Consider the following 14,462-nt stretch of genomic DNA (forward strand, 5'->3'; position numbering starts at 1 on the left):
GTACATAAGTTTTCCACAGTTTTAAATTATTATAATTTCCTTAGGAATAAAAAAACCGTTATGGAGAAATTCTCCATAACGGTTGATTTTTATTTTATAGATTCTATTTTTTACTAAGCCTGTTTTTTGCTTAAGTGTGGTTTTAACATTGTTATTGAAGTATAAAGTATAACGAATACAACTAGCATTTTTAATACGTCCATTGGCATTATGTCTATAACTTTAGTTGCTAAGAATACACCGATTACCCCACCTATTGTTATCCATAAAGATATTTTTCTTGGATACTGACCTTCTTTTATGAATTTAGCTGATGCTATTGGCATAAGTACTGCACAAGAACCCATCATTATTGGGAATGCAACTTTTGGAGACATTCCTAAGAAGTAAACTAGTGCCATACATGGTCCATATAGTCCTATACCTGCTGTCATAAGTGCTCCTAGTATGAAGTTACCAACTACACCTATTACTAATTTAACACCTGATAATCCTATTTCATTACCGCCACCTGGCATTAAGTTTATCCAAGGATGAGATAAGAACATTAATATTGATGTTATAAGTAATGCAAGACCCATTACTAACTGTATTTTCTTTTCGTCCATTTTAGATATGATACCTGCTCCTATGTATGAACCAGCACCTGCTGCTGCAAGCATTGCTATTAATGTAACTGGTTCAACTTCTATAGTTGTTGTAAATATAAGTGCTTCTGTTACGACTGGTATTGTACAAGATACGTTTAACATACCAGGTATTTCTTTATCATGAACTTTCATTTTTGAGAATTTAGTCATAGCTACTATTGGTGCGAATGATCCTATACCTAATGTATCACCAAAGTTTGCTATAGCCCCTATAATTGCTGGTTTTAATGGTCCTTCTTCTTCAGAAGCTAGTCTACCATTCTGAGCTGACTCTTTATAGTCTTTTCCAAACATAAATGCGTAAATTACTGTTAAAACTCCTAATATTCCTCTGACTATATTTACCATTTACTCTACCTCCCACTTTTTATTATATTTTCTATTTTCTGAAAATTTAAAAGTTTTCACTAGGAATGGCTTAAAGCCATCCCTAGATAAAAACTATTTAACTAAGTTTGTTATGCGGTATACGAATATACCTTACTCAATACTATTTATTAAATGTGAACTCTTTACTCAATAATTATTTTAATATGAAACCATATTTAACTGGGTCATCTTCGTCTATTAAGAAGTTATTGAATCCTGTCATGTAAGCAGAACCAGTTATTTTTGGTAATACTGCATCGAATTCTCCAACTTTAGTAGTTCCTACTATTTCACCTTCGAATAATGTTCCTAATATACTTTCATATACGAATTTTTCGCCTTCTTTTAATTCTCCTCTAGCATGTAAAGTAGCTAATTTAGCACTTGTACCTGTTCCACAAGGAGATCTGTCAACCTGTCCCTGTCCGAATATAACAACGTTTTTGTAAGTTGCTTTTTCGTTAGTTGGTTCGTCCCATATTTCAACAAGGTCTACAGTTTTTATATGTTCTAATGTTGGGTGCTGTATTTCGATATCTCTGTTTATTATATCTCTTAATTCCATAGCTAAGTCAGTTAATTTAGCTGCATTTTTAGGTTCTATTTTTAATCCTAACTGGCTAGCATGAACTATAGCGAAGAAAGATCCACCGAATGATATATCAAATTTAACTTTACCTACACCTGGTAATTCAACTTCCTGGTCTTTTTTGTATAAGAATGCTGGTACGTTGAATATAGAAACAGACTGAACTTTTCCGTTTTCTACTTTAACATCACCTTTTATTATTCCTGCAGGAGCTTCCATAACAACTTTTGTTACAGGTTCTTCCATTGGAACTACACCAGTTTCAACTGCAACTGTCATTGCACCTATTGAACCGTGACCACACATGTTAAGGTATCCGCCACCGTCCATGAATATTATACCGAAGTCAGCATCTGGATCACAAGGCTGAGTCATAACTGAACCGAACATATCATTGTGTCCTCTTGGTTCTAACATTATAGCTGTTCTTATGTGATCTAAATGATCTTCTAAGTACTGTTTCTTTTCTGGCATTGTATTACCTTTTATGTTTGGTATTCCACCTACAACTATTCTAGTTGCTTCTCCAGCTGTATGAGAGTCTATAGCCTGAATTGTTCTGCTAAATTTCATAACAATTTCCCCCTTAGTTTATTGCCTTTGGCAATTATATTTTAAGTCTTTCATAAAGACTTATTTGCGAATTCAATTCCAGATATGTTAATTATAAAATAAACTATCTGTTATAATAAAAAAGTTTTCAATTATTTTTTTAATATTATCTATATTTTATTATATATTATATGATTTCTTTTTTCTTTTATTAATTTGAAATCTTTTTCCTTATATCTCTATTATATAATAAAATTGTATTTTTGTCATCTATTTATCAATATTTTATTATAATTTTTTTTAATTATTATAGAAGTTATCTATATATTATTTTATTGAGATTTGAGTTTGTATATTATTTATATTCTGACTTTTTGTAACGCGATAACATAATTTTTAAAATTATTTACCCCGTTTTCTCATTTTTAGTTTAAGGAACGCAAGAGCTTTTCTTGCATCAGTTTTATCGACGTTGTTTTCGCCTACTATTTCAGTTTCTGTTCCAGATTCTGATTTGTTTATATCTACTATTGTGTCCATATATTCATTAGTAACTACAAATTTTGCATTTGTACCATTAAAAGTTACCCCTACTGTTGGGATTCCTCTTTTACCTATTTCTTCAAATGTGTTTGCATAGTCAACATGTGAGTTTCCCCATCCATCTGCAGATAGTATTACTCCATCAGCTCTCATACCTTCTAACCACTGAGCTGCTCTCTGTCCAACAAGATTTTTATATTTATTATCCTGAGGAGTACCTACTACTACTACACCTAATAGATCTATGTCAGTATCTTCTGAGCATATTTCTAGAATAGGATCTCTGAAATGATGTAAAGATGTTTCTTTAGTTGAAGGACCTATACCCATAATTTTCCAACCCCTTCCTTATACTAATGCTCTAAGAGCACCGTCTCTATATTCATTAGGAGAAAGTATCATCGGCATATTGCACATATCTATAATAGATGTTCCTCCTTCAAAACCACTTGGCTCATCAGAGAATAACTGGTTGTCATACATTGCTCCCTGACCAGCAATCTGTTTAACTATTACAACTTTTTTTCCACCAGGTCTAACTTTATCGAAGAATTCATGAGATTCTGAAGCATGACGCCCATCTTCTCTCTTTAATATAGCTCTTATATCCTGGATAAAATCATCACATGCTTTGAAGCAGGCATTTGGTAGATGTCTATCGTATGGAAGTCCACCTTTGATAGTAACATCCATATGTATTATGTAGTCATTTTCTGATGGAGTACCACATTTACCTAGAACCATCTGTTCAGCAAGTCTACCTTCTGATGATCCAAATTCATGCATCTGTCTTCCATCTTCATCAACTCCTGTAAGCATTACATAAACACCTGTTATAGTGTGTGTAAGACCTTCTCCAAGAGTTCCTAATACTTTAGTAGATATTGGTATAATATCCATTATTGTGTTAATTTCCCTGTCATAATCAGCAGGGTTTTTAGCTTTAGGTTCAATTACTTCTAGTTTAATATCAGTTATTAAATCATCTGCGTCTATAAGTTCCTGAACTCTATTCTTATTTAATAGAAGTTTTTTCCCTTTTAGAGCTACAGTAGATCCCATTTCCACTTCCTCTATGTGGAAAGATTTAATAGCTAATCTTCTCATTACTATTTCTTCCATAATATTGACCACCTTTTTTTAAACCCCCTCCCCGGAATTCCGGAAAGGGGGTATTTTTATTTAATGGATAAACCCACTATTTAAGCTCACTAATTATATAGCAGCGTGGTATTCAAATGGTAATGGAACTATTTTACCAGCTGATGGTATTTCTACTAACTGCTGTAAAGTAGCTTTTAATATACCTGTCTGCATTTCAACGTTGTGAGGTTCACCAGCATTAGCACCCATTGGAACCATTGGAGCAACTGCTCTTGGAGATCCATTCTGTCTAACAACTGGAGGTAATGCTGCTATTATTATTGAAGGTATACCAGCTTCTTCTATTGCTCTCTGCACGATCACGGCAGTTCTGTGGCAAGTACCTCAACCAGCAGTCATAACGACACCGTCAACATTTTCTTCTTTTAATTTTCTAGCTATTTCTGGTCCAGTTTCTTCTGTGAACACGTGCTGGTTACCACCACCACCCATGAATGTGTAGTGCATTGGTGCAACAGCTTTTATGAATCCTTCTGCTGCTAGTTCATGTAATCTTTCTATAGGGAACATGCAGTTGATATCTCTATTAACGTCAGAGTTATCGTATCCCCCATGTGATACCATTAAATCTTCTGGTTTAGCTGTATCTGGTACCATTCTGTAACCAGTATCACCAGCTAAGTTAAATCTTTTATCAGTTTTTAAATGTACACCTGCTGCTGTAGCTAAAGCTATAACCATGTCTTTTAATTCTTTAGTTACAGGAGTCCATACTGGAGGAGGTGTTATTGGAACGAATATTTCAGACTGAAGTCCTTTTACTGTAGTAAGACTCATTGTTTAATCTCTCCCTTCAAATTTAAACTTAAATAATATATTTTTAAGTTCATGTTGTTTACAATTTTAGATTTCTTATTTGCTTTCTTCTTCAATTTCTTTTAGAAGTTGCTTTTTAAGATTTTCTCTTGTTCTAGCCATTACTTCGGCTTTTTTCTTTTGTTCTCTCAGAATGTTTTCTACATACTCTGGATTAGGATCTGGACTTAATACCTCAGGATAACTTAGCATAAATCCAACTTCTTGTCCTATCTTCGGTTCGTAGTCAGTTATAAGCATTCTGCTAGGTATTTTGAACTGTCCAAGTCTACCTTTAAGATCTATAGTGAATGCACCATCGTGTATTTCAACTATAACACCTTCGAAGTATGATTCTGAAGAGATATATCTTAATTTTTCCATTTAGATACCTCTTTCTTGTTAGTTCAATTTGTTTTTATTTTAGATTTAGAAAATTAAACGTTCTTATTTTTCTATTTCTTTTACTTCAACTATTCCTGCTTCTATATCATCTTTTTCATAGATTTCTCTTCTCTTCTTAGATGTTGGAAGTACAGTTTCGTTGTCTTCTAATTCTATTTTTATTCCTAATTCTTTTTCTATTGCTTCTATGTTGTTTAATTTAACGTTAGGGTTCCATTTTCTTTCTGGAGCTTTAACTTCAACACCAGCCATAGCATTTTTAAGCATGCACATTATTCTTATAGCTTCTTCTGGAGCTAATGTGTTGTTTCCAAGTATTTCGTTTTCTATACCCTGTCTAGATTTGTTGTTATCTACCATGTGAGTCATGTATTTGTTACCAACAACTAGAGCACCCTGAACAGCTGAGTAAGTAACACCAACTACTGGCACACCTCTCATACCTATCTGTTCTATATGAGATGCGAAGTCTATATGGTTGTTACCGAATCCTTCTGTAGTAACTACAGCACCGTCAACTTCCATAGCTTCAACTAACATACCTAATCTTCTAGATACATAGAATTTTTCAGAGTTAGCCTGTGGAGATCCTACGAATACAACACCTACTAAATCTACTTCTTCATCTTCCATAGCTCTTATTACTAATGGTTCTCTCCAGTAATGTCTAGACATTTCTTTTGAAGCAGGTCCTATACAAGTTAATGCATGTATACCACCGTCTAATACTTCAAGTGGAGATAATACAACTGGAACGTTACCTAAGTCAACGTTTGGTCTAGCACCTAATGTACCAACTGGTTCAGATGGTAATATTAAGTTATCGTGCATTGCACCCTGTCCCATTATTTCTTTAACTATAACTATTTTCTTTTTACCTTCTCTTCTGAACTGATCTATAACCTGAGTATCAACTACTAAAGATTCATCAGCTTTCTTTAAGGCTTCTCTTATTTCCTGAGTTATGTGGTCAAATGCTTTGTGAGCAGCTAGAGGTCCTGGTCTTTCCATGTTAGTACCTTCTTTTATAGTTACTTCACCTTTTATGAATATTTCACCTTTATCAGCTGCACCTGGTCTACCCCACATCATTGTAGTAGACATTTCACCTTCAGAAGAACCGAATTCACCTATCTGAACTCCGTTAGCATCTGTTCCTGATAATACCATTACAACACCATCTATAGTTCTAGTGATACCTTCTCCAAGTTCACCTTCTTCTTTAGTTGCTATTGGCTGTATATCAAGTATAGCTTCTGAATATTCGTTGTATCTATCTGGAGTTATTATATCTAACTTCATGTCGTAAACTAATTCTTCAGTGTCAACTGCTTCTTTACATAAGTCTTCTGGAGTTCTTAATGTTAAAGTAGTTCCTTCTATTTTAGTTTCTTCACCAAATACAACTTTGTCTATTTTGAAGTGTTTTTTAGTTAAGCTTCTTATTAATGTAGTTTTTTCTTCTTTTTTAGCTTCTTCAACAGCTGGAACTGCTGCTTCTGCTACTGCTACTGGAGCTACTGCTGCTGGAGCTGCTGCACCACCCATTGCACCTAAAGGTATTTCTAAGTTTATATCTTTACCTTCTCCTATGTGAAGTTTGAATACTCCACCTGCAACTGCTGGAGCTGCTACTGGAGCTACTGGAGCTGGAGCTGCTTCAGCTACTGGAGCTTCTTCTACAACTTCTTCTTCAGCTGCTGCTTCTTCTCCTGCTGAGAATCCTTCAGCGTTTTCTGGAGTAAGAGCTGTTAAAGCATCACAAGTTGCTGTTAATTTAGCACCTAAAACCTGTCCTATTGTTAATGTGTTTTCTGGTAAAACTAATAATCCTGATTCAACTAAATCTGGGAATATAGCTGGATCCTCTAAGTTAGCTGGTTCTACCACTGTCCCTGCTTCGAATCTGCAGCATGTTACTGCTGGGTCATTAGCGTGGGCCTGAGCTGTTTCTACAGTTATTGACATAGCAAAATACCTCCTAAAATTTTATTTTTTCTTTATACAATCTCTGTTCAAGTCCTCTTATAAGCAACTTGTACTTTGATTATCCGGTGCTCTATTTTAGAGCACCGGTAGATTACTATGTTTATATATATTTGAATTTTAATAATTCACTTGGTTATTATAATTCCATAGCGGCTGCTACACCTAATGGAATCTGTAAGTCTATATCTTTTCCTTCCCCGATGTGAAGTTTTAAGTATCCAGAACTTACACTTACTGTTGTTGCTGCTGGAGCAACTGGATTAGATTCTACTATTTCACTTTCTACAACTTCAACTTCTTCTTCAGCAGCTTCTTCTTCTCCTGCTGAGAATCCTTCAGCATTATCTGGAGTAAGTGCTGTTAAAGCATCACAAGTTTTAGTTAATTTAGCTCCTAAAATCTGTCCTATTGTTAATGTGTTTTCTGGAAGAACTAGTAATCCTGATTCAACTAAGTCTGGGAATATAGCTGGATCTTCAAGATTTGCTGGTTCAACTACTGTTCCTTCTTCAAATCTGCAGCATGTAACTGCTGGATCATTTGCATGAGCTTTTGCTGTTTCGATTGTTATAGACATAATAATAAACCCCCTGTTTACTATCTTATTAGATTATAAGATTTGTTTTATTTTTTTCTTCTGTATAATCTATGTCCGCCTGCTCTTAATGAATGATCTGTACTGTGATATACAGGCAATCCTAACCTAGGTGCCACTTGCATAACTGTGTTTGTTCAGTCTTCGCAGTTACTTATTAGTAACGCTTCAGCACCTTTTCCTTTTAGTTTAAGAACTGTTTCTGCCTGTCCTGGACACATACCAGGAAGTGAACATCTGTATCTTCCTCTACCATCATCTGTCATTCTCTTACATCTTTCTTCTGCAACTACTTCTGCACCCATAAGAGAAGCTATTTCGTGTAGTCTTGCTTCCTGAGCTCCACATTCACAGCAGATGATTCCTAATTTTCTTTTTTCCTGAATTAGCGGCATAGATACGATTATACCACCTAATGTTTTTGTTACAGGTGAATCTAATTCTCCATGTTTACCTGTGAAAGGTCCACCAAGAACTATTTCACCATATGGTTCTAATATTCCACCACACTGGTCTATAAAGTAACTTACAGGCATTCCTATTGGAACGTTTAAGAATACTCTACCAGTCTGAGCGTCTGCATCTTTAACTCTACCAGCTACTGTTAAATCTTTAGTTATAACTGGTTTTCTTTCTTCTATAGCTGCAACTACATTTTTAACTGTTTCAACATTTGATATTATAGCTTTTGCTACACTTGGAAGCTGACCTGGTTCAAGTTCAACTCCTAGTAATTCTCTAACTATAACTCTTTCATCTCCTGCTGGATACATATTTGGAAGATATTTTATTTCTATATTATCTTCGTTTTTAGTTGCTTTTCCTAGAGCTATAAGCTGTTTTGTGTGATGAGGTTTTATAGCTATATAACCTTTAGCAGCTTTAGTTATTTCTAATAAATATTTAAGTCCTCTTACTAATTCTTCTGCATGGCCTTCTATGTAAGCCATGTTGTGAGCTAGTATAGGTTCACATTCAGCTGCGTTTACGATTACGTAACCACCTTCTATATCACCTTTAAATTTTATACCAGCTGGGAATCCTGCCCCACCTGCTCCAACAACACCTGCTTCTATTATTGCGTCAAGATTAGATTCTGTATCTTTTATCTTAACGAATTCTTCAGGCTGTTCTTCATCCGCTTCTATAAGTATAGCTGTTTCAGTTATTTCTTTAACTGTTCCGTATACTGAAGAATGGATGTTAGCACCTAGACCTGTTGGTTCTGCTATTAGCTGACCTTTTTTTACATGTTCCCCAACACTTACTATAGGCCGGCAAGGAGCACCAACATGCTGTCTTAGTTCTAATCTAAGTACCATATTAAATCACCCCCATATTAATCTGTCGCACTATTAATTATAAGCAATTTCTATGCCAAAGTTCACAACTAATGTTTTTTTCTATAATAACATTGAAATTGCTCGATATTTAGTCATATCTTTAAATTAATTATACCAAGTTAAAGTGATAATTACAAGCGTTTTCAGGGTTATTTATGTCAGATTTTCGACAATTTAACGTTTTATCAGTCTAAAACTTTAAATAAACTAACACCTTTTGTTTATTTTTAGCTATTCGTTAGATAATTATATAACTTTCGTCGATTTTTAGACATTTTGTCGATTTTTAGACGTTTTTTAGCCAATTTTTATAAAATATCTCTTTTATAGCTTTTTTTTATAGTTAAAAAATTATTTTTTAAATTTACATCTATAATTAAATTAATTTATAAATTTATTTAATTCCATATAAATCTAACTTATAATACAGTGTAGTCCTAGGAATATTTAAAATCTTTGCAGCTTTAGCCTTATTTCCATTTGACATTTCTAAAGCTTTTGTAATATTTTTTATTTCTAACTTTTCTATAGCAGAAGTTAAATCAAGAGGATAGTCTTCATCATCATTAGAATTTTTTGCACTCTCTACTATATAATTAGGTATATCGTCTTTTTCTATTATAGAAGAGTCCGATAATACAACCATATTTTCTACAGTATTTTTTAACTCCCTTATATTCCCCTTCCATCTATAGTTTTCCAAAATCTTATAAGCTTCTTTACTCAATGTAAGACGTGGCTTGCCATTCTCCCTACACATCTCATCTAAAAAATGGTGTAATAGAATTGCAATATCCTCTTTTCTCTCTCTTAAAGGAGGAATTTTTATCTCAACAACATTTAATCTATAGTATAAATCCTCTCTAAACTTCTCTTCTTTTACCATCTTTTCAAGATCCTTATTTGTTGCAGAAATAATTCTAGGATTTATTTTGATAGTTTTTTCTCCTCCAACCCTTCTTACTTCCTTCTCCTGAAGAACCCTCAGAAGCTTTGCTTGCATATTTAACGGTAAATCTGCAATTTCATCTAAGAACACAGTCCCATCTTTTGCAAGTTCAAAAATACCACTTTTACCTTTTTTATTAGCTCCAGTAAACGCTCCAGACTCATATCCAAAGAACTCACTTTCAAATAATTCAGCTGGGATAGCACTACAGTTAACTGGAACAAAAGCCCCTTTTCTACCACTCTGCTCATGTATAGCTCTAGAAAACACCTCTTTACCAGTACCACTCTCTCCCCAGATAAATATACTACTACTAGTCTTTGCAACCTGTTTAGCAATAGCCTTTGCCTTTTCTATCTTGTCACTCTTTCCTAAAATACCTTCAAAAACACCATTTGATAGATTTTTTACCTCGTCCTGAAGATATTTAAGCTTTTCGTTAGTTTTTTCTAGTTCAAATGATAAATTTCTAGCCTCTGTAACATCTAGCTCAGTACATACAACCCCGACAAACTCTCCACCAAAGAAAATCGGATTTGCATGAACAAGCCCGTACATATCTTGCTTCTTATATGTAGAATAAACGTCGCTTATACCAATTCTTCTTCTAAGAACTCTCTCACAAATAGTATCTTCAAGAAAATCGCTTATCGGTCTTCCTACAATATCATCTGACTTTATACCGTATCTTTCTTCCATAAAGCTGTTCCATAAAATAACAACACCTTCATTATTTACAGCACAAATTCCTTCCTTAATATGTCCTATTATATATTTAAGTGTAATCCCGTATTCTTCAAGTTGCATATAAAGGTAATCTCTTATATGCTCCTGTCTTAAAATACCAAGTATCTTCCCAAAATTGTCTACAACTGGCAAAATACCTATATTTTCCTTTATCATGAGATTCCTACATTCATCTATAGGCATACCTTTCTTTACGCTTACAACATTTTTCTTCATTATATCCTTTATTTTTACGTCTTCAATTCCTTCACTATTAAGACCTAAATTATGAATATCCGTTATAGAAATTATTCCACTCATATCACCGTCGTCATTAAGTGCAACCAAGGTCTTTTTATTCGCCTTTATAATCTCACTCACTGCATTCTTTACCGACTCATTTTCATTTATCGTATTAAAATTTATATCCATAACGTCTTCAACATTTTTCATTTCTGGTATAGAAAACATCGCATCACCATCCAAATCCATTTTATATTTTCATTATACCATAACAGATGACTCGCTTATGTAAGATAGCTTTTAAAAATAAGTAAATTCTCTTTAAATTTAGACGATTTTGGTTTAATATATTATTATACAATCATTGAGAGGGAGTGATGAAATGTTTGAAAACTCGTCAGAAGAAATTGTATATCATAAACTTTTGATTTTACATATATTAAAAAAAGCGGAAATGCCTTTAACAAATTCACAGATAACTCAGGTAGTGCTAGACACAGAGATGATGAATTACTTTTCACTTCAGTCGCTACTTTCTGAGCTTACAGACAGCAAACTAATTGCTACATATAAAGAATCTGGTAGGGAGTACTACACCCTTACATTAAATGGGGAGGATTCACACGATTACTTCTCTTCTAGAATTCCTGAAACTGTTGTCGAAAAAGTAGACAAATACATAAGTTCAAATAAAGGCAATCTTCTTGCCGATACTCAGATTAAATCTAGCTTTGTCAAACAGAGCGAAAATGAATACATAGTAAATCTAAGGGTAGTTGAAGACCAATCAAATCTTATAGATTTAAATCTAAATGTATCTTCTGAAAAACAGGCAAATAGTATATGCAATAATTGGAAAAAGAACGCATCTGAAATGTACACAGAGATAATCTCTCTATTAATAGAAAAAAGAGATAATTAAAATATATATTATATTTTTTCTTTAATTTAACATTTGTTTTTTTATATAATGTTTACCATACAATATTCGATGTGTTATAATCTTAAAATGAAAAAGGGACCTAGTCCCTTATTTTATTGAATAATTTACTTGAAAAGGAGATTGAGATAATGAAAAAAGTTACTTTCGCACCAAGCGGTGTATGCTGCAAAATGATGGAATTTGAAATCGATGACAACAACAAACTACACAATGTTGTTTTCACAGCTGGATGCAACGGAAACCTTAAAGGTATAGCTAAACTAATAGAAGGTATGGATGCTCAGCACGTAGCGGACTTATTAGAAGGAAACACTTGTGGAAATAGACCTACATCATGTCCAGACCAGCTTTCAAAGGCAATAAAAGAAAATTTATAAAATAAAAGAATATAAACCTAAAATAAAAAACGGGTATCTCTAAATAACACTATAATTATTTGGATATACCCGTTTTTATTATTCTTTTTTTCTATACATCTTTTAATAACTATTGATTTAATTATAAAACCAATTCTTATGTTATCATTTGTCAATTCTATAACTTTCGCTATTTTACAAACGTTTTTAGCATTTTTTATTCAATTTTAAATTACTATAAATTTTTTCGATAGGTTTGAAATTATACATTCGTAAATATCAATAATCAAGCTTATTGACTATTATACATATATGGTTTAAATTGAATGTGTCAACAGAAATATAATCAGACAACATCAAATGACACTTTCTTTTGTAAGTTTTGATTTGATAAGTTAAATTTTCATACGAGTACAAGCTGTTAATTAAAAAAAGCCGAAACTATTTGTTTCATGTTTGCAGATACGAAAAATAACTTGACTTCCCAAAATTCAATTTATAACTTTCGTAGCCGATAACTGGAAAACAAATCATCTCAGCCTATGAATATTATATAATAAATGGGAATAAAAATCACCCTTTCTGTCGCGCTTTTTTATATTTATTTTTAGGTTTTGTGATTTGTGTTGATTAAAATTATATTAATTAATTAGTTTGTATGTTGTAAATTAAAATTAAACTATTTTCATTTAGTGTTAATCCCCAACTAACATTATTCAAATACTTATCATTGTGTCTGTTTTTCCAGTATATCGGTTTATTTGAAGAACATTAAGGAGGATATTCCACATGCAGATAAATTACGATTTTTTACTTAGCCAGGGAGTTGGAGCACCTAGTGAACCAGTTGTTGAAATTGGCGAAGAAGTAAAAAGAGGACAGCTTATAGCTAAATGTCCAGATGGAAAACTTGGGCAGAATATACACGCTAGTATATACGGAGTTGTAGAATCAATAGATGATAAAAAAATAACTATAAAAGCTAATGAAGAACAGGACGATAAGTTCGTTGAATTAACTTCAACTGAACCAATAGACCTTGTTAGAGAAGCTGGTATAGTTGGACTTGGTGGTGCAGGATTCCCTACTCATGTAAAACTTGGTAAACCATTTGAAAAAGGTGGCGTACTTCTTATAAATGCCGCTGAATGTGAACCAATACTAGATCACAATATGAGATATATAAACGAAAATGCTGAATACGTAGTAAAAAGCGTTAAAACTGTAATGGATATGGTTAATGCAGAAAAAGCTATAATAGGTATAAAGAGCTTACATACAGAAGAAATAGCTAAGCTTGAAGCTGCTATAGACTGCGATAACATAACTATACATGGCCTTGAAAATATGTACCCAATGGGTGAAGAAAGAGCATTAATAAGAGAAGCTTTAGGTACTTTATTAAACGTAACTGATCTTCCTCTTGCTGCTGATGCAATAGTTATAAACCTTGAAACATTATACAGAATTCAGGAAGCTATAGAGTTCAAAAAACCTCTAATAGACAAAGATATGACTGTTGCTGGTTTAATAAACGGCGAAAACATAAAAACATTTAGAAATGTTCCAATAGGTACTACTGTTGGTGAAATGATAGAAAGAGCTGGTGGACTAGCTACTGAAGAATACGGAGAAATAATAATGGGTGGGCCTTTCACTGGAAAGAGAACTACATTAGACTCTCCAGTTGTTAAAACTACAGGTGGTATAATAGTTACTAATCCATTCTGGAAAGCTCCTGAAAAAATGGGTCTTCTAGTTTGCGCTTGTGGTGGAAACAAAGAAAGACTAGAACAGTTAGCTGAAAGTATGGGCGCTAAAGAAATAGTTGGTGTAGAATACTGTAAACAGGCTATAGAAATGAAAAACGGTTCTCGTAAATGTGAAAACCCAGGACATTGTCCAGGACAGGTTCAGAAAGTTATGAACTTAAAGAGAGCTGGTGCAGAAGCTATAATTATAAGTAACTGTACTGACTGTTCAAACACTGTAATGTCTTGTGCTCCTCAGCTTAAAGTACCAGTATTCCACTGTACAGATGCCGCTTTAAGATCAGTAGGAATGATGCTTATAAGAAAAATCAAAAAATAAAAATTTACAAAATCTTTATTAACAAGATTTAAACTTTTTAAAATGTAAATATATAATCGTGATTTAAAAGTCACATACTTAGTAATTAATTAATATGATTGCAAAATTAACCTTTTAAAATATAACCAACAAAAGAGGGCTTGGATGTCTTTCCTACATC

The 14,462-nt window shown here is 33.2% G+C and carries 13 protein-coding genes; 3 read left to right on the plus strand and 10 right to left on the minus strand.

Annotation, left to right across the window (positions count from 1 at the left end; genetic code table 11):
• Nucleotides 1–113: 113 nt before the first annotated feature.
• The 10 genes from DWX74_RS07275 to prdR all read right to left on the minus strand — a co-directional run bounded on the left by DWX74_RS07275 (nt 114) and on the right by prdR (nt 11,140).
• Complete coding sequence (locus tag DWX74_RS07275; protein WP_006439716.1) at nt 114–998, minus strand: sulfite exporter TauE/SafE family protein; 885 nt, start codon at nt 996–998, stop codon at nt 114–116.
• 175 nt (nt 999–1,173) lie between these two features.
• Nucleotides 1,174–2,181: a proline racemase gene (locus DWX74_RS07280; RefSeq protein ID WP_006439715.1), complete on the minus strand. Its 1,008-nt coding sequence runs from the start codon at nt 2,179–2,181 to the stop codon at nt 1,174–1,176.
• A gap of 381 nt (nt 2,182–2,562) precedes the next feature.
• The gene (locus DWX74_RS07285) at nt 2,563–3,033 is read right to left on the minus strand and encodes a glycine/sarcosine/betaine reductase component B subunit (protein ID WP_006439714.1); all 471 of its coding nucleotides are present in this window, start codon (nt 3,031–3,033) and stop codon (nt 2,563–2,565) included.
• 18 nt (nt 3,034–3,051) lie between these two features.
• Entirely contained in the window at nt 3,052–3,825 is a 774-nt protein-coding gene (gene prdD, locus DWX74_RS07290) for a proline reductase cluster protein PrdD (protein WP_118549387.1), read from the minus strand.
• A 93-nt stretch (nt 3,826–3,918) separates the two neighbouring features.
• Complete coding sequence (gene prdB / locus DWX74_RS07295) at nt 3,919–4,644, minus strand: D-proline reductase (dithiol) protein PrdB (RefSeq protein WP_083780550.1); 726 nt, start codon at nt 4,642–4,644, stop codon at nt 3,919–3,921.
• Nucleotides 4,645–4,719: 75 nt separating this feature from the next.
• Nucleotides 4,720–5,046, minus strand: coding sequence for a CBO2463/CBO2479 domain-containing protein (locus tag DWX74_RS07300; protein ID WP_006439710.1), 327 nt, complete (start codon nt 5,044–5,046; stop codon nt 4,720–4,722).
• A 63-nt stretch (nt 5,047–5,109) separates the two neighbouring features.
• A complete protein-coding gene (prdA, locus tag DWX74_RS07305) occupies nt 5,110–7,035 on the minus strand; it encodes a D-proline reductase (dithiol) proprotein PrdA (protein ID WP_118549388.1) in 1,926 nt (641 codons plus the stop codon).
• A 157-nt stretch (nt 7,036–7,192) separates the two neighbouring features.
• The gene (locus DWX74_RS07310) at nt 7,193–7,633 is read right to left on the minus strand and encodes a sugar transporter (protein WP_118549389.1); all 441 of its coding nucleotides are present in this window, start codon (nt 7,631–7,633) and stop codon (nt 7,193–7,195) included.
• Nucleotides 7,634–7,680: 47 nt separating this feature from the next.
• Nucleotides 7,681–8,973, minus strand: a complete 1,293-nt coding sequence (gene prdC, locus DWX74_RS07315; RefSeq protein WP_199647606.1) for a proline reductase-associated electron transfer protein PrdC — start codon at nt 8,971–8,973, stop codon at nt 7,681–7,683.
• Between the two features lie 415 nt (nt 8,974–9,388).
• The gene (prdR, locus tag DWX74_RS07320; protein WP_118549391.1) at nt 9,389–11,140 is read right to left on the minus strand and encodes a sigma-54 dependent transcriptional regulator PrdR; all 1,752 of its coding nucleotides are present in this window, start codon (nt 11,138–11,140) and stop codon (nt 9,389–9,391) included.
• Nucleotides 11,141–11,294: 154 nt separating this feature from the next.
• On the opposite strand from prdR, the gene DWX74_RS07325 reads away from it, so the two are divergent.
• The 3 genes from DWX74_RS07325 to prdC (DWX74_RS07335) all read left to right on the plus strand — a co-directional run bounded on the left by DWX74_RS07325 (nt 11,295) and on the right by prdC (DWX74_RS07335) (nt 14,302).
• Entirely contained in the window at nt 11,295–11,834 is a 540-nt protein-coding gene (locus DWX74_RS07325) for a DUF4364 family protein (RefSeq protein WP_118549392.1), read from the plus strand.
• Nucleotides 11,835–11,983: 149 nt separating this feature from the next.
• A complete protein-coding gene (locus DWX74_RS07330; protein WP_199647608.1) occupies nt 11,984–12,232 on the plus strand; it encodes a TIGR03905 family TSCPD domain-containing protein in 249 nt (82 codons plus the stop codon).
• A gap of 768 nt (nt 12,233–13,000) precedes the next feature.
• Nucleotides 13,001–14,302, plus strand: coding sequence for a proline reductase-associated electron transfer protein PrdC (gene prdC / locus DWX74_RS07335; RefSeq protein WP_118549394.1), 1,302 nt, complete (start codon nt 13,001–13,003; stop codon nt 14,300–14,302).
• Nucleotides 14,303–14,462 lie beyond the last annotated feature (160 nt).

The sequence above is a fragment of the Peptoclostridium sp. AF21-18 genome, assembly GCF_003478825.1.
Taxonomy (GTDB): domain Bacteria; phylum Bacillota; class Clostridia; order Peptostreptococcales; family Peptostreptococcaceae; genus Peptacetobacter.